Source organism: Acidimicrobiales bacterium, from assembly GCA_040219085.1.
Taxonomy (GTDB): domain Bacteria; phylum Actinomycetota; class Acidimicrobiia; order Acidimicrobiales; family JAVJTC01; genus JAVJTC01.
The window spans coordinates 19,846-41,535 of sequence record JAVJTC010000009.1 but is presented as its reverse complement, the minus strand read 5'-3'; the positions used below and the strand labels follow the sequence as shown (position 1 = coordinate 41,535).

Genomic DNA, 21,690 nt, shown 5'->3' with positions numbered 1-21,690 from the left:
GTCCTGGCCCGACCGCCGACTACCCTCGGCAGTCCACCGAGGAGGTGGGATCCGATGCGACGTGAACGGGCCAACGCCCCAACCCGCTCTCTGTTCGACTCGTCCGCTGTGGGTATCGAGCTCACCGGACTGTCGAAGACGTTCCCGGGCTCGTCCTCGCCCGCGGTGTCGTCTCTGGATCTCGAGGTGACTCCCGGATCGATCGTCGTGCTCGTGGGTCCCTCCGGCTGTGGGAAGACGACGACGCTCAAGATGATCAACCGCCTCGTGGAGCCGTCGGCGGGCACGATCACCATCGGCGGCGTCGATGCGCGCTCCCTGCCCGCTCACGAGCTGCGTCGCCACATCGGATACGTGATCCAACAGACCGGGCTGTTCCCGCACTTGACCATTGCAGCGAACATCGCGACGGTTCCGCGCCTGCTCGGCTGGTCGAAGGAACAGATCCGGGACCGCGTCGAGGAACTGGTCGAGGTCGTCGGGCTCGACAGCGAGCTGTTGGGGCGGTACCCGCCGGAGCTGTCAGGTGGGCAACAGCAGCGCGTCGGCGTCGCCCGGGCGCTCGCTGCGGATCCCCCGGTCCTGTTGATGGACGAGCCCTACAGCGCCGTGGACCCCATCGTGAGGACACGACTCCAGGACGAGCTGTTGGATCTGCAGTCCCGGGTCGGCAAGACCATCGTTCTCGTGACCCACGACATCGACGAGGCGATCAAGGTGGGCGACCGCATCGCCTTGTTGAACGTCGGGGGCGTGCTCGAGCAGTACGCCCCACCGGCCGAGATGCTGAGGAATCCCGCCAACGCCTTCGTCGAGGACTTCCTGGGTCAGGACCGGGCGCTGAAGCGTCTGTCTCTCGTCATCGTGGACGACATCGAGGTGGGCCGCGGCCCCGTCGTCGACGAGGGCGCGTCCGTGGACCGGGCGCGCGCCGTGATGGCCGAACATCGCACGGACTGGGTCGGCGTCCTGTCCGGTGAGCGGATCCTCGGCTGGGTCGGCGCGGCCGATTTGAACGGCTGCGCACGCGCCGGCGACGCCGATGCCCGGGAGTTCCGCTCCGTGATCGACGGCTCGACAACATTGCGGGACGCACTCGACGCGATCGTGTCGTCGCACATCGAGGTCGCCGTCGTCATCGACGCCGGCCGCTATGTCGGCATGCTCACCCTCGAGAGCGTCCGGGTGGGCGCGCTTTCGTGATCCTCGCCCAACCCCGCTACGACGTCGACTCGTGGATGGACTGGTCCTGGGTCGGCGACAACACCGACGTCATCTACAGCGCAGCGCGTGAGCACGTGATCCTCACCGTGCTGGCGGTGGGGCTCGGACTGCTCGTGTCGCTGCCGGTGGCGCTCTTCGCGGTGGAACGGCGGTGGCTGCTGCCGCCAGTGCTGGGCGTCGCGGGCTTCCTCTACACCATCCCCTCGCTGGCGCTGCTCGCCTTTCTCGTGCCGATCACCGGCGTCAACCGCACGACCGCGCTCATCCCCCTGGTCAGCTACACGCTGCTGATCCTCATCCGCAACATCGTCGACGGCCTCGACGCCGTGCCGGACCATGTCCGCGAAGCCGCGGACGGAATGGGCTACACGCCTCGTATGCGAAGGTGGCGCGTCGAACTGCCGCTCGCCCTGCCGGCCATCATCTCAGGCGTGCGCATCGCGACCGTCACCACGGTCGGTCTCGTGACGGTGACTGCGATCATCGGACTCGACAGCTTCGGTCAGCTCATCATCCGCGGGCTCGGTCGCACGCTCGGCGGCTTCCGGACCCAGATCATGGTGGGAGTGATCGGGTCCGTCGCGCTGGCGATCGTGGCCGATCTCCTCCTCGCACTCTTCCAGCGTCTCGTCACGCCCTGGACGAGGCGGAGGGCCGCTCCGTGACCGCTCCCACGCTCGCGTTCGTGTCCGACACGTTCGACTTCCTCACGACGGCCGACAACTGGTGGGGTCGGCTCGGAATCCTCGCGCGCGTCGCCGAGCACCTCCGCTACTCCCTCGGCGCGGTGGTCATCGCCACGATCGTGGCGCTGCCGCTCGGAATCTGGCTCGGCCACCTCCGCCGGTTCGGAACCGCCGCGATCAATGTGGGCAACATCGGGCGGGCCGTGCCGACGTTCGGTCTGATGGCTCTGGCGCAACAGCTCTGGGGGCGTGACGAACTGCCCGTCGTCGGGCCGGTGGTGGGCCTGGTCGCGCTCGTGGCCCTGGCGATCCCGCCGATCCTGATCAACACCTACACGGGGATGGCCGAGGTGCCCGACGGCGTGCGGGATGCGGCCCGCGGAATGGGCTACAGGGGTCGTGACCGCGCTCTGCGCGTCGAGTTCCCCGTGGCGTTGCCGCTCGTGATCAGCGGCCTGAGGATCGCCGTGGTGCAGGTTCTCGCCACCGCTGCGTTCGTCGCCGTCTTCGGTTTCGGCGGTCTCGGCCGCCTGGTCGTCGACGGGCTCGCGCAACAGGACGACGGCGAGTTGGTGGCCGGGGCGCTCGTGCTCGCGGTCCTCGTCATCGCCGCAGAGGTGTTCTTCGCCGCCGCAGGGCGCCTGTTGGTGCCTGCGGGTGTGCGTCGCAGCGGTGGGCCGCGACGGCGTCGCGCCTCGACGCAGAGCGAAGACCGAGCGTCGGAAATCGCTCCGGACCCGATACCCATGAAGGCCGCGCACAAGGAGAGGAACCCCCAATGACGCGAATCCCCAAGTTCACCAAGTTGCTCGCGCTCGTGCTGACGTTGGCCCTCATCGCAGCCGCATGCGGTGACGACGATGACGACACGGCTGCCGCGGATGATGGTGCTGCCTTCGATGACGGTGCTGCCGCGGATGATGGTGCTGCCGCGGATGATGGTGCAGCCGAAGTGACCGGAGTGTTGGAGTTCGTCCCGCTCGACGTGGGCGGACCCATCACCAAGCAGGCGCTCGCCGACGGCGACATCGACGTCGCGCTCCTGTTCACCTCGGACGCGGACATCGCAGCCAACGGCTGGGTCCTGCTCGACGACGATCTCGGCCTCCAGCAGATCGAGAATCTCATCCCGGCGATTCGCACCGACGCGGTGACCCCCGAGGTCGCAGCCGTGCTCAACGCGGTCTCGGCCCCGCTGACCACAGCCGAGCTCACCGAGCTGAACCGCCAGGTCACCCAGGACCTGATCGACCCCGACGAGGCCGCCGCCACATGGCTCGCCGACAACGGCATCGTCCCCTGGAGCGGTGACCCCGTCGATGCATCGCTGAACGTCGGTTCGACCAACTTCTTCGAGCAGGAGATCGTGGCCGAGCTCTACGCCCAGGCTCTCGAGTCCGCCGGAGCCGACATCTCCCGCACCTTCCAGATGGGTGCCCGCGAGGTCGTGGCGCCCGCCCTCACCTCCGGTGAGATCGACCTCTATCCCGAGTACGTCGGGACGTACACGATCTTCAACGACGCCGAAGCGACGGTCCCGGCCGACGCCGCCGAGGCCGCCGCGCAGTTGCGCACCATCATCGAGGGCTCGGGCGTGACCGTGCTGGATCCGGCTCCCGCGGAGGACCGCAACGGCATCGTCGTGACCGCGGAGACCGCACAGACCTACGGGCTCTCGACCACGTCTGACCTCGCGGGTGTCTCCGACGTTCTCGTGTTCGGCGGGCCGCCCGAATGCCCCGAGCGCGAGTTCTGCCTCATCGGCCTCACCGACGTCTACGGGCTGACCTTCAACTGATCCGACGCTTCGTGGCGATCCGCTGCGAAGCTGACGCCGATCTGACGGGGCGGGGCCGAACTTTCGGCCCCGCCCCGGTCGCGCCGGTAGGGTCGGGTCGACATGACCACGCTCTTCGACGACTACCGCTGTGATGGATTCTTCGACGAGGCGTTCTCCGCGGACGGGGTCGTCCGCCCGACCTACGAGGCGCTGGTCCGATGGTTCTCGCAGCTGAGCGATGCCGAGCTCGGACGGCGTTCGCGGTCTCGTGACGACTTCTTCCGCACCCAGGGCATCACCTTCACCGTCTACGGCGAACAGTCCGGGATAGAGCGCACATGGCCGATGGACCTGATCCCGCGGATCATCACCGCGTCGGAGTGGGACGTCCTCGAACGGGGTCTCGCTCAAAGGGTCACGGCTCTCAACCGGTTCCTCGAGGACCTCTACGTGGGCGAGCAGGCTGCCGTCAACGACGGGATCGTCCCACGGTGGCTCGTGATGTCGTCGGACGGGTTCCGCCGTGAGGCCATGGGCCTGGCCGCCCCACTCGGCGCCCGCTGTCTCGTCTCGGGCGTCGACATCGTCCGCGACGGTGCCGGCGAGTTCCGCGTTCTCGAGGACAACGTCCGGAACCCAAGCGGTATCTCCTACGTTCTGGAGAACCGTGCGGTCATGACGAAGGTGATCCCGGGTGTCTTCGCCCGCCACGACGTGCGACCCGTCGACGACTACGGCCGGATGCTGCTCGACTCGCTGCGCAGCGTCGCACCGCCATCGGCAGGCGACTCGCCCACCGTCGTCGTGCTCACCCCCGGGGTGTACAACTCGGCCTACTTCGAGCACGCCTTCCTCGCGCAGCAGATGGGGGTGCAGCTCGTCGAAGGGCGGGACCTCATCGTCGACGACCACGTCGTGGCGATGCGCACGACCTCCGGTCTCGAACGCGTCGATGTCGTCTACCGCCGGATCGACGACGAGTTCCTCGACCCGGTGGTCTTCGAGAAGTCGTCGATGCTCGGCGTCCCGGGGATCATGAGCGCGGCACGCGCCGGAAACGTCACCCTTGCGAACGCGGTCGGCAACGGAGTCGCCGACGACAAGGCCGTCTATCCCTTCGTTCCGGACCTGATCCGCTACTACCTCGACGAAGAGCCGGTGATCGCCAACGTCGACACCTATCTCCTCTGGGACGAAGACCAGCGTGAGGCCGTGCTCGCCAGACTGGACGAACTGGTCGTCAAGCCGGTCGCCGAGTCGGGCGGTTACGGCATCGTGATCGGCCCACAGGCCAGCGACGCCGAACTGGCCAAGGCGGCCGCCGACATCACCGCCGATCCCCGCAACTGGATAGCCCAGGAGGTCGTCTCCCTGTCGCGGTCCCCCACGCTCGTCGACGGTGGTTGCGCCGGCCGCCATCTCGACCTGCGGCCCTTCATCCTCACGGGTGACAAGGTGGAGGTGGTTCCGGGCGGGCTCACGCGGGTCGCGCTCCCGGAGGGCTCACTGGTGGTGAACTCCTCCCAGGGCGGAGGGTCCAAGGACACCTGGGTACTCATGTCCGATGCGGAGATCGCAGACCTTCGTGCCGACGAGAAGGCGAGGCGCTGATGCTGTCGCGTCACGCGGAGAACCTGTTCTGGGCCGGCCGCTACTCCGTGCGGGCCGAAGACACCGCCCGGATCCTCGATGTCAGCTACCAGTGGTCACTGCAGGCCCGCGCCGGGACATCCGCCACGCTGTGGGGCGGCCTTCTCGACGTCCTGCACCTGGAGGACGCCTTCGCCGAGACCGGCGAGCGGGCCGACGCGACGACGGTCCCGGCGTTCCTCGTGTGGGGTGAGACGAACCCGGGCTCGATCGTCTATGCGGTCGGATCCGTGCGCGAGAACTTCCGGGCCGTACGGGAGCAGCTTCCCCTCGAGCTGTGGCGCAGCGCCAACGCCTTCTATCTCGAGCTCGCCAACCGGGATCTGGCCAAGGATCTGCGCCTACGGCCCTTCGAGCTCTATGCCCTCGTCCGCACCCGGATCCAGACGCTCTCGGGAATCGTCCACGACGCCATGTTGCGCGACGAGGGCCACCGGTTCTTCCTCGTCGGTGCCTGGTTGGAACGGGCACTCATGTCGTGTCGACTGATGTCGGTCCACGAGCGCAGCGTCGTCGGCGGTTTCGGCGATATCGGCCTGATCCTGCGGGCGGCCTCCGGGCTCCAGGCATTCCGCCGGGTCCACCACTTCTCCTCTGACGTCGATGACCTCGCGACGTTCCTGTTGCAGTCGGCCGACTTCCCGCGGAGCGTCCGGTTCTGCATCGAGCACGCCGCGGAGCAGTTGGCGACCCTCGCGCAGCGACCCGGGTCAGCGGGACCGCTGCGCTCACAGAGAGTTCTCGGTCAACTCGGTTCGGGCCTCGCCTGGGGCGATTCGGCCGAGATCTGTCGGGACCTGCCAGCCAACCTCGACCAGATCGAGGACCAGATACGTGACGCCACCGCGGCGATCGCCGCGGAGTTCTTCCTGCTCGCCGGGGGCGAACCGCTCCACGCACAGCAGGTCTTCCCGGGAGGGCGCTGACATGCGTTTCGACATCGTCTTCCACACGACCCTCGTCTACGCGGACGTCGTGAGGGAGTCCTACAACGAGCTGCGGGCCTGTCCCGCGAACGACGAGTATCAGCAGGTGATCGCTTTCCGGCTGTCATCGGTGCCGGGTTCACGCAGCGCGCACCACTTCGACTACTGGGGGACCCGGGTCGACACGTTCGGTGTCCGCCCACCGCACGAGCGCCTCGACATCATCGCGGAAGCGACGGTCATCACCAGTGACCGGCCGGTCGACCGCCCGCCCGCGGTGCCGTTGAGCGCGTTGACCGACGAGGTCTTCGTCGAGGAACACCTCGACTACCTCGACGTCTCACCCCACACCGAGGGCGGGTCGAGGCTCGCCGATTTTGCCGACGGTCTCGGTGGTGGCGACGTGGTCAGCCATGTGCGTTCGGTATCGGACTCCACGCACGCCGCCATCGAGTACGCATCGGGTACCACCCACGTGGGCATCGACCTCGACGAGGTTCTGGAACGGGGGCAGGGCGTCTGTCAGGACTACGCCCACCTGGCGGTTGCGGCCTGTCGTCGTGCGGGAATCCCCGCGCGCTACGTCTCGGGCTACCTGTTCACCGCGGATGACTCGACCGGTGAGGACACGACCGACATGACCGTGGTGGTCGAGACGCATGCGTGGTTCGAGGCGGCCGTGCCGGGTTCGGGGTGGTTGGCTCTGGATCCGACCAACGGGCTCGACGTCGGCGCCCGTCATGTGAAGATCGGCCACGGACGCGACTATGACGACGTCCCTCCGATGCGGGGCGTGTACGCCGGGGACGTGGACTCCGATGTGACGGCCGGGGTCGAGATCCGTCGCAGCGCCCGGGAGTTCATCGCCCACTCGGCGGCCAGTCGGCGTGAGGAGACGGCGGCCCAGGCTCGCTTCCGCGAACGCTACGAGCAGCAGCAGCAACAGCAGCAGCAGCAGTAGATCTGTCCCAGCGGTCTGGCGGACCTGCGGTTTCGCGCGAAACTGAGGTCTGACCTTCACAAATCGGTGTCCGGGGGTGACTGCTTGGTGACGGCTCGCCGGCGCCATCGCACAGCGGCATGAAGGCGATGTCGACGTACAGATCGTCGGCGATCCCCCAGATCCGACGCCGAGATCGGGTCGGTTTCCCAGATCGGAGCAGGCGTGAGCTCGGCCTAGAAGAGCCGCTCGTCGTCGGGACTGGCCGGCTTGGAGCTGTCGGTGCCCGACCGGCTCCTGCGTCTTCGGGGAAGCTTCGGCCCTGGCCCGTACTCGACGCTGGGCCCTCGCTTCGCCTCCGACACCCGGACGATCATCTCACGCTGTTGGAGGTCGGCAAGGATGTCCCGAGCCCGATAGACGTCGATGTCGAACAGGTTCTGCAGAGTCCGGTTGGTGATCTTCCCGTATTCGTGCAGATGGGCAATCACCTTGCGGTCGATCTCGTCGACCGTCCGCCGGTGGTAGCGAACAGCGGTGCCAAGCGCCTTCAGCGCATCCGCCCGGAGGCGGTACTGGCCCTTGCGGCGCGAGCCCGATTCACGAGTTGGCTCGATCATCCCTGAGCGCTCTTGGGACAGCCGCCGAAGGATGTTCTCGGCTTCCGGCTCAGCCTTCTGCAGCACCGGCGCGATCTGCTCAGCCGTGATCGTTCTCTGTTGGCAGAGGGTGAAGAGGATCAGCATCGCGTCGGTGTCGTCGCGCTCCTCAGGGCCGAGGTCCGCGACGTACCTGACGATGGAACTTCGCGGTGCGCCACCGGAGAGCGCCACTCGTACGAAGTCGATCCCCTCTTCGATCACTGGCGGGTCGTGCCCGATCCGAATCATCTCCCGAACCATTCGGTCGACGCCCCGACCCGTCTCTTCCGCAAGCCGAAGCAGTCGCGAGGCCTTCGCCAACGCCGGATTCCGGGGCGTCGATGCGTGGGTGAGGATGTTCTCAGGCGTCACGCTGCCAACGAGCGGTCCCGGCGAGATGACCACGAATGACGTGGGCGAGTGCTCGATGTTGACCGGGCCCGGCAATCGGTAGTCGCGATGCAAGAGGGCGTTCGACAGCGCCTCCCTGACCGCGGCCTCGGGGAAGTCGCTGATCTCGAGCTGCTGACCGGCTGGGAGGTTGAGCGGCGTCACGTTGCGACGCGCCCACACCAGCTCCATCGTGCGTTCGAAGGCGAGCACCGTGGGGAGACTGATCCGCTCGACCAGTGCTGTTTCGCCACCAGGTGTCGGACGGTGCTGGTACACGACAACCGACTCGTCGGCCGGCGGTTCGCAGAACAAGACCTCACCAGCCCGGAGGAGGTGGCCATCCGAGTCGACCACGCCGAGCGCGCTCAGGAGGTCGTCGTCGGAGAGCGCCGCCAGCGGCCGCCGATCGTCTGGGAAGCGCTGCAGCGCCTCCCGAGCCGACTCGAGTGCACGAGGCGCGATGTCGGCGACTCGGAGTTCGGACGGCTGTGCAGACCAGTCGACCCCGAGACGTTCTTCACGAAGCCGACGATGTTCCTGGGGCGAGAGTGGGAGACAGTCGGTACCAACCCGATGACTGGACCGGCCCTGCTTGTCGGCGTGGATCTCGAAGCTGCGCAGCACATCGACTACCAGCAACGTGACGTCGGATCGCTGGACCGTCCTGGCACCAACCATCAGGGGCGGGTCGGTCAGCTCGTAGATCCTTCTTTGGCACACCTGCGGGTCCAAGTCGCACCCGCGGAAGGCCTCGACACCGGCCGTGGAGTTCGCGATCCCCATGACGACCGTCCCACCGTCGGCGTTCGCGAAGCACGCCGCGGCGTCCGCCAGCGTCTTGATGGCATCGCCTCGGCTGTCCGGCTGGCGCTTGAAGTCGAGCTCCTTCGACTCGAGTGTGGCGGGAACAGCACCTTCGGCAATGCGATCCAGGACCCGGTCAAGTTCTGTTGCGGAGAGGGGCACTGCGACAGTTTGGCGGAGTTTGGCGGATTCCGCCAGAGGCCATTTCCGCCAAACTCACTCAAACTCACCCTCACGCGCCACCGAGCCCGAAGTGCACCCATCCCGGCAGGGTCGTGTTGAGCCCACGAGGCGCCGTCGGGGCCGGGACTCAGCCGCCGAGGTGTCGCCGCAGGAAGTCCACCTGCAGCCGCAGCAGGTTCTCCGCCACGGTCTCCTGGGGCGTCATGTGGGTCACGCCCGACAGCGGGAGTACCTCGTGGGGGCGACCTGCCTCGAGCAGAGCGCGGGACAGGGCGAGAGTGTGGGCCGCCACGACGTTGTCGTCCGCGAGGCCGTGCACGAGCATCAGCGGCCGTGTCAGCCCCGCCGCCTCCGCGCACAGGTCGGTCCGCGCGTAGTTCTGAGGTTCGGTTCCGGGGTGGCCCAGATAGCGCTCGGTGTAGTGGGTGTCATAGAGGCGCCAGTCGGTGACGGGGGCGCCGGCGATGGCCGCCCGGAACACATCGGGCCTGCGGATCACCGCCAGGGCTGCCAGGTACCCACCGAAGGACCAGCCGCGGATGGCCACGCGGGTCAGGTCGAGGAACGGGTGCTCTTCGGCGACTCCGTGGAGTGCCGTCACCTGGTCCTCGAGGACGGGCCCCGCGAGGTCGCCGCGCACCGCCCGCTCGAACTCCGGCCCCCGACCGGGTGTCCCGCGACCGTCGGCGATCACGACGGCGAAACCCTGGTCAGCGAACCACTGCGGGACGGTGTAGGCGCCGCGGGCCTTCTGGACCCGCAGGGCGTGCGGCCCGCCGTAGGGATCGAGGAGCACGGGCAGCCTGGTCGTGCCGTCGTGACCGCGCGGCAACACGAGAGCGGTGTTGACGGCCCGTTCCCCGACCCGCAGCAGGGTCACGGACGGCGGTTCGCCGGGTGACCACGAGTGGTCATGCAGCGTCGCAACGGCGTCCTCGCCGCGGAACACCGTGGTCACAGCACCGTCGTGGTCCAGCGACGCGGCGGAGACCACCGAGATCGTGCTCCGGGCGACCGCGGTGTGGATCCCGGGCTCCTGGGTGAGCTCACGCAGGGACCCGTCCGCATCCAGTCGCCACAGCTGACTCTCGGTGGCGTCGGTGGTCGCCGTGAGGAGGATCCGGTCCGTGTCGACGTCGACGATCCCGCTGACCTGGAGGTCCGGGGGTGTCGCAGGCACGCCGTCGATCAGGATACGGCGAGCGCCGTCGCGGTCGGCGACGGTCACCAGGCGGTCACCGACTCTGCACGGTGCCCCGGGGACGATCTCCACCCAGTGCTCGTCGTGTTGGCGGTGGATCTCGTGCGTGGCGCCGGTTTCGGCGTCGAACTCGAGGACGGCGAGCGTCCGCTGGTCCCGCGACTGCACGACGACGAACGGGAGGGACCCGGCGGTCCACGAGACGTCGGCGAGGTACTCCCAGGTGCCACCGGCCGACCAGTCCACGGTGACGGGGGATCCACCTCGTCGGACGGGAAGGACGACGAGTTCGACGCGCGCGTTGGCCGTCCCGGCCGCGGGGTAGGCGACCGGACGGGGCTCCGACCAGGGTTCGACCGGCGATGAGATCCACCATCGGGCGACGTCGGTGGTGTCGACTCGGGTTGCGAGCAGCGATGACCCGTCCGGCGCCCACCAGAACCCGCGGAAACGGCGCATCTCCTCCGCTGCGATGAACTCGGCCCGGCCCCAGGTGACATCGGGATCCTCGGCCCTGGCGACGACCGTGGAGGCCGAATTGCCGGCGGTGGTGGTCACACCAAGATCGCTGCCCGTGGCATAGGCCACACGGCTCCCATCCGGGGACAGGCGCGGGTCGAAGGGAGCACCGATCGTGTCGAGGCGGCGGGTCGGCCGCCCCTGGTCGGTGAGGTCGGCGAGGTGGATGGCGCCGTCGGCCACGAACACGGCGATCGACAGGTCACGATCGGTGTCGTAGCCGACGATCCCGCCGGCGGATTCCCGGGCGCGTTCACGGCGTGCCAGTTCCGCCTCTGCGATCTCCCTGTCACCGGTCCCGAGGCCCGCGGGGTCGACCACCTCGCGTTCGGTGGCGGAGTCCACGTCGAGCACCCACAGCCGGTTCACGGGATCGTCGCCGGCGCTCGACCGCAGAAAGCTCACCCGTGACCCGTCCGCGGCAACTCGAAAGGTCCGCGGTCGCCCGAGGGTGAATCGCTGGCTGCGGGCGTGGCGACGGGGGAGGTCGTCGACGGTGTCGGGCACGGGCTCGTCCGTGGGGGTTGGGGACCGGGTGCGCCGAGGCTACCTACAGTGCGTCACGAGCGTGGACAGTGCTGTGAAGGCGTCGTCGTCGATGACCGCCCGGGCCGTGCGCGCCACCAGGGCCTCGATCACCTCGGCACCCATGAGACCTCCAACGCCGATGGTGACCACCATCGCCTCGAACGCCACGACGGTGTGGGCGCGCCTCACGATGTCGGCCTGCGCCGGGTCGAGAGCCGGGCCACCGGCCGCGGCGAGGCCCTCCAGGTAGCGCTCGAACAGATCGATGCCGTGGGAGCGGCGTACGCGTGCGTCGAGCCCCGTCGCCAGGAAGTAGGCGACGTCGCGGGCCCACGACCCCGTTCTCACCATCTGCCAGTCGCACAGCACCGCTCCGGGAGGACTCTGCCGGGTGAAGGCGATGTTCCCCGGATGGCAGTCGGCGTGGACCAGAGTTGTCGGGCCGGCGGCGAGCACCTCCATGTGGGACCGGCGGCGTCGGGCGTGGCGGCGGGCTGGCGACCGAAGCTCCGGTGGGATGAGGTTCGCGGCGCGGCGGAGCCCGAGCTCGGTCAGGGGTACCGCGAGGAGGTCTCCCAGACGCGTCTCGCGTCTACGGAGGCTTCCGAGCCAGCCGAGGGAGCCCTGTGACTCGAGCCGTGGATCGTCCCAGAACGTCCCGTGGAGTCTCGCGAGGACGTCGACGACCGCCGCGGCCTCGGCCGGCGTGCAGGGATGGCCGCCGTCGTGAAGCGTGCACCGGCCGGTCAGATCTTCGAGCACGATGGCGAAGCGGCCCCGGGCGTGAGCGGCGTAGTGGTGCGCGGGAGCGTCGGGGACCTCGTCGCCGAGTTGGGAGTAGAAGCGCGCCTCGGCGGCGGTCAACGCGGGGATCTCGGCGAGCATGCGCGCCCGCCGACGCCCGGAGGGAACCTTCACGAACACGTCGGTTGGTTCGGTCCCTGGAGCCCGCACGGTGGCACGGACCCGTCCTGTCGTGCCGTTCTCGGTCCCATGGATGTCGATCCGCGCATCGGGGCCCGTAGCGAGGACCCGGGAGAGGAACGTGGCGTCCACGTCCCCGGTGGAGCGGGGCAGTGCCGGTGGGCGGTGGGTCAACCGGTGCGGTGCCACACGGAGCCGTCGGGGGTGTCCTCGACCTCGATGCCGCGGGTGTGGAGTTCGTCACGGATCCGGTCGGCCTCGGCGAAGTCGCGTTCGACGCGGGCCTTCTGGCGGGCGGCGACGAGCTCCTCGATCTCCTCCTCGTCCCCCCCGGCTCCACCGGAGCCGCCTTCGATGCCGAGAACGCCCGACAACTCGCGGACGGTCGCGAGCGCGGTGGCCGCTGCGTCCCGGTCCTCGCTGTCGAGAGCGCTGTGGCCGGCACGGACCGTCTCGAACACGATGGCGAGAGCGGCGGGTGTGGCGAAGTCCTCGTCCATCGCCGCGGTGAAGCGGGCGGTCACCTCGTCGTCGGCGCCGGCTGCCCCCGCAGAGAGGCCGCCGAGGCGGCGCTCGAACGCGTCGAGTCGCTCGACGGCCGCGGTGGCCGACGCCATCACGGCCTCGGAGATCTCCATCGTGGAGCGGTAGTGGGTCTGGAGCATCGCGACGCGCAGCGCCCGGGGGTCGTGGGTGTCGAGGACGTCGCCCAACGTGACGAAGTTCCCGGCCGACTTGGCCATCTTCTCGCCCTCGATGTTGACCATCGCCGAGTGCAGCCAGTGGCGGGCGAAGGAGTGACCCGCGGCCTCGGACTCCGCCCGTTCGTTCTCGTGGTGGGGGAACACCAGGTCCGAGCCGCCGCCGTGGATGTCGAAACCGTCGCCGAGGAGGCCGAGTGACATGGCGACGCACTCGATGTGCCATCCGGGCCGGCCCGGCATCCACGGCGAGTCCCAGGCGGGTTCGCCGGGCTTGGCGGCCTTCCAGAGTGCGAAGTCGAGTGGGTTGTTTTTGTGCTCGTCGACGTCGACCCGGGCCCCCGCTCCTTCCCGCAGGTCATCCGCGCTGCGGTGGACGAGGAGTCCGTAGTCCGGGTAGGCCGAGACGTCGAAGTAGACACCCGCGTCTTCGATGACGTAGGCGGCGCCTGCGTCGACGAGTTTCTCGACGAAGGCGATCATCTCGTCGACGTAGTCGGTGGCGTGGGGCCGGTGGTCGGGGTCGGCGATCCCCAGGCGGCGCATCTCGGCGATGTAGACGTCCTCGTAACGGCGGGCGACGTCGGCCTCGGTCGTGCCCTCGGCGTGGGCCCGGGCGATGATCTTGTCGTCGATGTCGGTGACGTTGGCGACGAGAGTGACCTCGTAGCCACGCCAACGCAGGTACCGGGCGACGACGTCGTAGGTGAGAGCGGTGCGCGCGTGGCCGAGGTGGGGGACGTCGTAGACGGTCGGGCCACATGCGTAGATCGACACGCGGCCGGCGACCGCGGGTTCGAACTCGACGACGCGTCCCGACAGGGTGTCGGTGAACCTCAGCATGGGCGACAACCCTAGTGAGCCGCCCGCCGTCCGCGGAACGAGGTCGTGGTGTCGGTTCCGGCGGCGTCGCCGGATGGCCCGGCCGCTAGCGTTGGATCTCATGGCGACCGCGACGGGTGCCGATCTCCTCGAGCGCTGGCGGGACATCTCGGCCCTCGGCACGGCCACGGCGGTGCTGTCGTGGGATCAGGAGACGATGATGCCGCCGGAGGGTCAGCCCGCCCGGGGTCGGGTCCTGTCGGCGCTGGCCGGCATGCACCACGAGCGGATGACCGACCCGGCCTTGTCCGACGCGCTGGAGGTAGCCGCGGACGCCGTGGGTTCCGACCCGGTCATGGGCGCTCAGGTGCGCCTCGTCCGACGCGAGATCGACCGGGCCCGCGCGGTGCCCGGGGATCTGGCACGTCGTCAGGCCGAGGTCCAGAGTCGGGCGCAGGCCGCGTGGCAGAAGGCCCGGGCCGAAAATGACTTCTCGGTCTTCCGCGACGAGTTGGTCGAGAGTCTCGCCGTCGCCACCGACGTGGCCGACGCCTACGTCGCCGCGGGCCTCGCCCTGCGGCGCTACGACGCCCTGATCGACCTCTACGAACCGGGCGCCACCGAGGCCGACATCGCACCCGTCTTCGCAGCGCTGCGCGAGCAACTGGTTCCGATCGTGGCTGCTGTCGCCGACTCGGGCGTCGAGATCGACCTGTCGCCCGTCACGGGTGGTTTCGACGTCGACGCCCAGAAGGCCCTCGCAGAGGATGTGATCGCCGGCCTGGGATACGAGTTCTCGCGCGGTCGCCTCGACCCGGCGGCCCATCCCTTCTCCATCAGCTTCGGCACCCGCGACGTGCGCGTGACGTGGAGGGCCGCGCCCGACGACGTCCGGATGGCCATCTATTCGGCCATCCATGAGGCGGGCCACGCCCTCTACGAGATGGGACTGCCCGAGGACCTCGAGGGCACACCCGCCGGCAGCGCCGTGTCGCTGGGCATCCACGAGTCCCAGTCCAGGCTCTGGGAGAACCTCGTGGGGAGACGTCTGAGCACGGTGCGATGGATGCATCCCCGTTTCGTGGTCGCATTCCCCGATGCCGCCGGCCACTCCGCCGAGGACCTCTGGCGGGCTCTGAACGTGGTGAAGCCGAGCCTGATCCGCGTCGAGGCCGACGAGGCCACCTACAACCTCCACATCATGGCCCGCTTCGAGTTGGAACGGGCGTTGATGTCGGGTGACCTCGCTGTCGACGACCTTCCCGGCGCATGGGACGACATGTACGACGAGATGCTCGGCATCCGGTCCCCGGATGTGGCCGACGGCGTCCTTCAGGACATCCACTGGTCCATGGGGGCGTTCGGCTACTTCCCCACCTACACGCTCGGCAACCTGGCGGCGGCTCAACTGTTCGAAGCCGCTCGACGCGCGATCGGCGACGTCGACGAGATGTTCGCGTCGGGGGACTTCGCGCCTCTTCTGGGGTGGTTGCGGGAGAACGTGCACTCCTCGGCATCGCTGGTCGACGCGAGCGACCTGATGGTCCGGGCCACCGGCCGCGAGCTCGCTGCCGACGACCTGGTGGGGCATCTGCGGGCCCGGGTGACCGCGGTCTACGGCATCGAGGTCTGAGCGGGCCGTGCGGGCGCGATGACCCACAGCCGGACTGGCGTGACATCATCGCGACGTATGGCGACCCCGAAGCGACGCGGGAACCTCGCGCTCGTACTTCCACTCGCCGGCGCAGGCGCGATCATCGGCCACGGTCTCGGCTACGGCGCCGTTACGCCGGTCGGTCACACCTATATGGCTGTCGTCGCGCCGCTGGCGACGCTTCTCGCAGGTGGAGCGCTCGCCGTCGGTGCCGTCAGCTCACTGCGCCGGAGCGGTCAGCACCCCACCCTGGCGGGACTCGCAGTCGCGCAGGTGGTCATCTACACGCTGATCGAGGTCACCGAGCACACTCTCGGTGCTTTGGACCCGGGCGGCCTCGCCTCACCGGCGGTGCTGCTCGGACTGGCCGCGCAGTTGCCGGTGGCGTGGCTTCTCGCCCGCCTCTTCCGTCTGGCGGAGGTGGTCGTCGCCCGTCTGGCCCGACGACGGTTCCGTGCACCGGTCTGCGCCGCGTCGCCTCCGCCGGTCGTGTCGCTGCGCCCGATCGCGCGGCTGGTGGCCCGCCCCGGCCCGCCCCGTGGTCCGCCCCGCATCGTCGTGGTGTGAGCAGATCGCGGCGGACGCCGCGATGCCCGAGACGACGATGGAGAGGAAAACAGATGAGATCGAAGAAACCGGCGCGCCTGGCGCGCGTCCTGGCCGTGCTCTTCGCGTTCGCCCTGATCGCCGCCGCGTGCGGCGACGATGACGACGAGGTGGGCACATCCGAAGATGGTGGGTCAGCCGACGGCGGCGACATGGCGATGGATGATGGTGGGTCCGCCGACGACGGCGACATGGCGATGGATGATGGTGGGTCCGCCGAAGGCGGCGACGACATGGACATGGGCGACGGCATGGACATGAACATGGGAGATCCTGACGCCACGCCCGCGAGTGAGGTCGCCGGAGCGGAGGTCGTCGAGGGCTCTTTCGTCCTGCTCGACACCCGACCGGACGGCTACGACGACGTGACCGGGACGGCTCAGCTGGCCCGCCACGACGGCGGAACGACCGTCACCACCGAGGTCTTCGGCCTGATCCCCGGTGAGGACTACATCTCCCACGTCCACGCGGAGCCCTGTGCGGACAACGGCGGGCCGCACTACAGGTTCGATCCCGACGGCAGCGACATGCCGCCCAACGAGATCCACCTGGCCTTCACTGCCGACGAGGAAGGGCGCGGCTTCATGACCGCCGAGAACGACATGGTGGCCGGTGACGACGCCGTGGCGTTCGTGGTCCACCCCGTCGACCTCCTCGACAACAAGATCGCCTGCGTGGACTTCGGGTGATCGTGCGATGACGTGGCGACGGGTCGTGGCGAGCGCACTCGGGGCTCTCGGCCTCGTGGTCATGGTGTTCGTCGCGCCCGCCGCCGCTCATTCCGAGGTCGATGAGTTCTCACCCGCGCCCGGTCAGGACGTCGGCGGCGTCGTGGACCGCGTGGAGATCCGTTTCCTCACGCCGGTGTCCGCCGCGGTCGTCTCCGTCGAGTCGCCGGACGGATCGAGCATCTCCGGCACCACCGAGATCGTCGACGACCTGCTGGTCCGTTTCGACATGGCGGCGCTGGACCAACCGGGCGAGCACGTCGTCACCTGGCGGGTCCGGTCGTTCGACGGTGACGGCCAGGAGGCGGCCTACGCCTTCACCTTCGACCCGGACGCGCCGCCGCTCGACGACGGCGGATCCGGCGCGCCGGGCTGGCTCACGGCGGTGATCGCCGTCGGCATCGTGGGTGTCGGCGGCGCCGGCTTCCTCGCCCTCATGCGCCGTACCGGCCGGCGTCGCAGGGCCTGAACCGACTACGGGGAATCCGCCTCGTCCCCGCGATCGGCCGACTCCGCGCCGAACCAGTGGACACGCTGAGGAAACGGGATCGTGATCGCGGCGTCGTCGAGTCCGCGCTTCACCGCGGTCGCGACCTCGTGACGGATCTTCCACATGTCGCCGATGTGCGCGTCGTGCCAGAAGCGCACGGCGAAGTCGATGCTCGACTCGCCGAACTGTTCGACGAGAGCCTGGGGGGCGGGCCGGTTGCGTACCCCCGCGACCGACGTGGTGGCCTCGAGGAGGACCTCCTCGGCCCGGGTCAGGTCGGTGTCGTAGGCCACACCGACCATCAGAGTCGTGCGACGCTGCGACTCGGCGGTGTAGTTGACGAGCGGCTCCTTGATGACCATGGAGCTCGGGATGTGGACGATCTCGCCGTCGAGTGTGCGGATCATCACCGAACGGGCGTCGACCGACACGACGGTGCCGATGTGCCCGCCGGAGGAGATCTCGTCGCCGGTTGTGAAGGGCCGCCGGAGCTGGATGATCACACCGCCGACGAAGTTGGCGAGGATGTCCTGGAGAGCGAACGCGACCGCGATACCGGCGATGCCGAGTGCGCCGAGGACCGGTCCGATGGCCACGCCGAGTTCCTCGAGGGCGTACACGAGTCCGACGAGGATCGTCGTGTAGACGGACAGGCGCCCTACCAGGTTCGCGATCAGCGGGTCGCTTCCGGAGCGCTCGAAGACGGAGACCACGATGCGTCGCACGATCGGAGACAGAACGATCGCGACCGCCATGATGATCCCGGCGGTGCCCCAGTCCCAGGCGGTGAGGCCGTCGGTGTCGATGGCGTCGCCCAGCGAATCGACGTCGACGACGTCCTGGGCTCTCTCGAGTATGGCTGCGATGGTTCGCATGCGGGTTCCTGCGGGCTGCGGGCATCGGCGGGCGGCCGCCTAGGCTCTCGGCGACCGCATCCGGAGACGTCGCCCGATCGTAGGGGGGAACATGCGGATCGCGATCATCGGAACGGGTGTCGCCGGTGTCGTTGCGGCGCGCGAGTTGTCGACCGACCACGAGATCACCGTCTTCGAGGCGGCGGGACGCATCGGCGGGCACGTGAACACCGTGGACGTCGAGCTCGACGACGGTGACTTCGCCGTCGACACGGGGTTCATCGTCCACAACGACCGCAACTACCCGATACTGACCGCGCTCTTCGAAGAACTCGGTGTGGCGACCCAGCCCAGCGAGATGAGTTTCAGCGTCACGGATCCCGGCCGTGGTGTGGAGTGGGCGGGCGGAACGCGGACCGGGGTCTTCCCGCAGGCGCGGCGCCTTGTCGACGCCGGTCATCTGCGGATGCTCGCTGACATCGTCCGTTTCAACCGCGCTGCCCGCACATGGCTGGCGGAGCACCCGGCGGACGACACCACCACCCTTGCGGAGCTGCTCGCACGCGGAACCTGGTCGGACCGGTTCAGGGACCACTATCTGATCCCGCTCGGCGCCGCCGTGTGGTCCGCGGATCCGGCCTCGTTCGATCGGTTCCCGGCCCGGGCTCTGCTCTCCTTTCTCGACCACCACGGCCTCTTGGAGCTGACCGGGCGCCCGCAGTGGCGCACGATCACCGGCGGTGCCCGCCGTTGGGTGGACGCGGCGACAGCGCCGTTCGCCGACCGGATCCACACCGCCACACCGGTGCGCCGGATCCTGCGGGATCCCGCCGGGGTCGATGTGACGACCGACCGGGGAACGGACCGCTTCGACGGTGTCGTCGTCGCAGTCCACAGCGACCAGGCGCTGGCGATGCTCGGGGACCCGACTCCGGCGGAGGACGAGATTCTCGGCGCAGTCCGCTATCAGGACAACGACGCGGTGCTCCACACCGATGAATCGGTGCTGCCGAGGGCCCGACGGGCCTGGGCATCGTGGAACGTACTGGTCGACGGGGTGGACCGTGGCCGGGTGGCCGTCACCTATCACATGAACCGTCTCCAGCGGATCGAGAGCCGTCACGAGATCTGCGTGACCCTCAACGCCACGGACCTCGTCGATCCCGAGACAGTCCTCGGTCGCTTCCGGTACTCCCATCCCGTGTTCGACGTGGCCGCCATGGATGCGCAGCGGCAACGTGAGCGGATACAGGGTGTCCGTAGGACCTGGTATGCGGGTGCGTGGCTCGGCTACGGCTTCCACGAGGACGGCGCCCGCAGCGCGCACGAGGCCGTCAGGTCGATCCGGACGGCCACCGTCGCATGAGTGCGGCCGCTGCCCTCGCCGCAGAGCCGTTGGTTGGCCGGGCGGCCGGCGTGGCGCAGGCGGTTCCGGCGGGTCTGTACGAGGGAACCGTCAGACATCGGCGTATCGAGCCCGTCGAACACGCCTTCTCCTACCGGGTGGCGATGGTGCACCTCGACGTCGAGCGCGTGGACGAGGCTCTCGCCGTCTCACCGTTGGCGTCGCAGGGGCCGCTGAGGCCGGTCCGGTTCGATCGTCGTGACCACCTGGGCGACCCCTCCGTGCCGCTCGCGGAGACGATCCGCTCACTCGTGGAGGACCGGCTCGGGTTCCGACCCGCCGGGCCCGTCACGGTCCTCGCCCACCTTCGGACCTGGGGGTGGTGCTTCAACCCCATCGCCATCTACTGGTGCCACGACGAACGCGACACGGACGTCGTCGTCGCACAGGTCCTGTCCGTCATGAACACCCCGTGGAAACAGCGTCACGCCTACGTCATCGATCCCGGTGGTCCGGGTCGCAACGGTGGGCGTTGGGAAGCCCACTTCGACAAAAAGCTGCACGTTTCACCGTTCATGCCCATGGACCTGGAGTACCACCTGACCTCGACCACCCCGGGTCGACGGGTCTCGGTCTCGCTGGACGCGGCGCGGTCGGGCAGGCCCGTGTTCACCGCCTCACTCGTGGCCACACGACGGGATCTCGATCGCGGCGCGATCACGAGGCTCGTCACCGGCCATCCCCTGATGACCCACCGGGTGTCGACCGCGATCCATCTCCAGGCGGCGAAGCTATGGCGAAAGCGGGTCCCGGTGGTGGACCATCCTGACGGAGCACCGCTGCGTCTGCGATCGAGGAGGTCGACGTGAATCCCGCCCGTACCGTCGTCACGGCCCTCGCCCGACGCATCCGCGGCGGAACCGTCGTCGTCAGCGAGGACGGCGACGTCGAGACGTTCGGCAGCGACCCGTCGCGCGAAGTGGCGGTCGATGTCGTCGATCCGCGCGCGTGGCGGGCGACCCTGCGCGACGGCAGCACCGGGTTGGGTGACGGGTACGAGGCCGGGTGGTGGACGACCGACGATCTCGTCGGTCTGCTGAGAGTTCTCGTCGCGAGCACGGCGCCCCTCGACGACCTCCGCAACCGGATCCATTCGATGAGCGGACCGGTCGGTGATGCGATCCGCCGTGTCCGCAGAACCGACCCGCGGCGTGACCGACAGAACATCGCAGCCCACTACGACCTCTCCAACGACTTCTTCTCTCTCTTCCTCGACGAGACGATGACCTACTCGGCGGGTGTCTTCGCCTCGCCCGAGGTGTCGCTGCGCGCGGCGCAGGAACACAAGATCGACCGGCTGCTGGCCAAGCTCGACGTCGGAGCCGACGACCACCTCCTCGAGATCGGGACGGGGTGGGGTGGGTTGTCCATCCGCGCGGTCGAGACCACCGACGCCCGCGTGACGACGACGACGATCTCGCGTGAACAGGCGGACCTCGCGCGCAAGCGCATCGCCGCCCGCGGGCTGACCGAGAGGATCGACCTGATCGAGGTCGACTGGCGGAACCTGACCGGTATCCACGACAAGCTCGTCAGCGTCGAGATGATCGAGGCCGTCGACTGGCGCGATCACGACGCCTTCTTCACCACCTGCGCGCGATTGGTGAAGCCGGAAGGTCTGGTCGGTATCCAGGCCATCGTGATCGCCGACGACCGCTTCGAACGCGCCAAGGTCACCCACGACTTCATCAAGCGCAGGATCTTCCCCGGGGGATGTCTGGCGTCGGTGTCGTCGATGACGGTGAGTGCCGCCTCGGCCGGTCTGCGGCTGGTGGATCTCGAGGACCTGGGCGGTCACTACGCGGAGACGCTCGCCCGTTGGCGCGACCGTCTGCTCGCACGCGCCGACGAGGTCGCCGATCTCGGCCTGCCCAGCGGGCTGCTTCGCCGCTTCGAGTTCTACCTCGCCTACTGCGAGGCGGCCTTCGCGGAGCGCCACGTCAGCGTCGTCCAGGCGGTCTTCGCCCGCGACGGCTGGCGACCCGGCACCGTGGGGACACGCCCGGTCTGAGCGACGCCGGGTCCCTGCGG

General features: G+C 68.9%; 19 protein-coding genes. 14 read left to right on the top strand and 5 right to left on the bottom strand.

The features are described from left to right. The first annotated feature begins 54 nt into the window (after window positions 1–54). From RIE08_03905 to RIE08_03875, 7 genes are all read left to right on the top strand, one after another. The gene (locus RIE08_03905) at window positions 55–1,203 is read left to right on the top strand and encodes an ABC transporter ATP-binding protein (GenBank protein MEQ8716731.1); all 1,149 of its coding nucleotides are present in this window, start codon (window positions 55–57) and stop codon (window positions 1,201–1,203) included. Further along, window positions 1,200–1,889: an ABC transporter permease gene (locus tag RIE08_03900; GenBank protein ID MEQ8716730.1), complete on the top strand. Its 690-nt coding sequence runs from the start codon at window positions 1,200–1,202 to the stop codon at window positions 1,887–1,889. Before RIE08_03905 ends, RIE08_03900 begins: the two co-directional genes overlap by 4 nt. Next, a complete protein-coding gene (locus RIE08_03895) occupies window positions 1,886–2,692 on the top strand; it encodes an ABC transporter permease (protein MEQ8716729.1) in 807 nt (268 codons plus the stop codon). The genes RIE08_03900 and RIE08_03895 overlap by 4 nt, the downstream gene beginning before the upstream one ends. Next, complete coding sequence (locus RIE08_03890; GenBank protein MEQ8716728.1) at window positions 2,689–3,708, top strand: glycine betaine ABC transporter substrate-binding protein; 1,020 nt, start codon at window positions 2,689–2,691, stop codon at window positions 3,706–3,708. The genes RIE08_03895 and RIE08_03890 overlap by 4 nt, the downstream gene beginning before the upstream one ends. A gap of 102 nt (window positions 3,709–3,810) precedes the next feature. Continuing rightward, entirely contained in the window at window positions 3,811–5,301 is a 1,491-nt protein-coding gene (locus tag RIE08_03885; protein MEQ8716727.1) for a circularly permuted type 2 ATP-grasp protein, read from the top strand. Further along, window positions 5,301–6,266, top strand: coding sequence for an alpha-E domain-containing protein (locus tag RIE08_03880; protein ID MEQ8716726.1), 966 nt, complete (start codon window positions 5,301–5,303; stop codon window positions 6,264–6,266). The genes RIE08_03885 and RIE08_03880 overlap by 1 nt, the downstream gene beginning before the upstream one ends. A 1-nt stretch (window position 6,267) precedes the next feature. Further along, a complete protein-coding gene (locus RIE08_03875; protein ID MEQ8716725.1) occupies window positions 6,268–7,227 on the top strand; it encodes a transglutaminase family protein in 960 nt (319 codons plus the stop codon). A gap of 215 nt (window positions 7,228–7,442) precedes the next feature. Here RIE08_03875 and RIE08_03870 read toward each other — a convergent pair whose 3' ends face one another. The 4 genes from RIE08_03870 to cysS all read right to left on the bottom strand — a co-directional run bounded on the left by RIE08_03870 (window position 7,443) and on the right by cysS (window position 13,943). Beyond that, window positions 7,443–9,206, bottom strand: coding sequence for an ATP-binding protein (locus RIE08_03870; GenBank protein ID MEQ8716724.1), 1,764 nt, complete (start codon window positions 9,204–9,206; stop codon window positions 7,443–7,445). A gap of 148 nt (window positions 9,207–9,354) precedes the next feature. Next, a complete protein-coding gene (locus RIE08_03865; protein ID MEQ8716723.1) occupies window positions 9,355–11,454 on the bottom strand; it encodes a prolyl oligopeptidase family serine peptidase in 2,100 nt (699 codons plus the stop codon). A 39-nt stretch (window positions 11,455–11,493) separates the two neighbouring features. Next, window positions 11,494–12,531 carry an aminoglycoside phosphotransferase family protein gene (locus RIE08_03860; GenBank protein ID MEQ8716722.1) on the bottom strand — a complete coding sequence of 346 codons (1,038 nt, stop codon included), beginning with the start codon at window positions 12,529–12,531 and terminating at the stop codon, window positions 11,494–11,496. Window positions 12,532–12,569: 38 nt separating this feature from the next. Further along, window positions 12,570–13,943 carry a cysteine--tRNA ligase gene (gene cysS / locus RIE08_03855; protein MEQ8716721.1) on the bottom strand — a complete coding sequence of 458 codons (1,374 nt, stop codon included), beginning with the start codon at window positions 13,941–13,943 and terminating at the stop codon, window positions 12,570–12,572. A 100-nt stretch (window positions 13,944–14,043) separates the two neighbouring features. Between cysS and RIE08_03850 the strand changes: the two genes are divergently transcribed. Genes RIE08_03850 through RIE08_03835 form a run of 4 tightly spaced genes read left to right on the top strand, consistent with a single transcriptional unit; the run spans window position 14,044 to window position 17,379 of the window. Continuing rightward, a complete protein-coding gene (locus tag RIE08_03850) occupies window positions 14,044–15,555 on the top strand; it encodes a carboxypeptidase M32 (protein ID MEQ8716720.1) in 1,512 nt (503 codons plus the stop codon). A gap of 57 nt (window positions 15,556–15,612) precedes the next feature. After that, window positions 15,613–16,143 (top strand): hypothetical protein, encoded by a 531-nt coding sequence (locus tag RIE08_03845; protein ID MEQ8716719.1) that lies wholly within the window; start codon window positions 15,613–15,615, stop codon window positions 16,141–16,143. A 53-nt stretch (window positions 16,144–16,196) separates the two neighbouring features. Beyond that, window positions 16,197–16,871 carry a hypothetical protein gene (locus RIE08_03840; protein MEQ8716718.1) on the top strand — a complete coding sequence of 225 codons (675 nt, stop codon included), beginning with the start codon at window positions 16,197–16,199 and terminating at the stop codon, window positions 16,869–16,871. 7 nt (window positions 16,872–16,878) lie between these two features. Beyond that, complete coding sequence (locus tag RIE08_03835; protein MEQ8716717.1) at window positions 16,879–17,379, top strand: copper resistance protein CopC; 501 nt, start codon at window positions 16,879–16,881, stop codon at window positions 17,377–17,379. A gap of 5 nt (window positions 17,380–17,384) precedes the next feature. On the opposite strand, the gene RIE08_03830 is transcribed toward RIE08_03835, so the two are convergent. Then, window positions 17,385–18,275, bottom strand: coding sequence for a mechanosensitive ion channel family protein (locus RIE08_03830; GenBank protein MEQ8716716.1), 891 nt, complete (start codon window positions 18,273–18,275; stop codon window positions 17,385–17,387). A gap of 91 nt (window positions 18,276–18,366) precedes the next feature. Here RIE08_03830 and RIE08_03825 point away from each other — a divergent pair, with 91 nt between their 5' ends. From RIE08_03825 to RIE08_03815, 3 genes are read left to right on the top strand one after another with little or no spacing between them, the layout of a single operon-like run. Next, on the top strand, window positions 18,367–19,620 hold the full coding sequence (locus RIE08_03825) for an FAD-dependent oxidoreductase (protein MEQ8716715.1): 1,254 nt from the start codon (window positions 18,367–18,369) through the stop codon (window positions 19,618–19,620). Further along, complete coding sequence (locus tag RIE08_03820) at window positions 19,617–20,468, top strand: DUF1365 domain-containing protein (GenBank protein ID MEQ8716714.1); 852 nt, start codon at window positions 19,617–19,619, stop codon at window positions 20,466–20,468. Before RIE08_03825 ends, RIE08_03820 begins: the two co-directional genes overlap by 4 nt. After that, window positions 20,465–21,670 (top strand): cyclopropane-fatty-acyl-phospholipid synthase family protein, encoded by a 1,206-nt coding sequence (locus tag RIE08_03815; protein ID MEQ8716713.1) that lies wholly within the window; start codon window positions 20,465–20,467, stop codon window positions 21,668–21,670. Before RIE08_03820 ends, RIE08_03815 begins: the two co-directional genes overlap by 4 nt. Window positions 21,671–21,690: the final 20 nt, after the last annotated feature.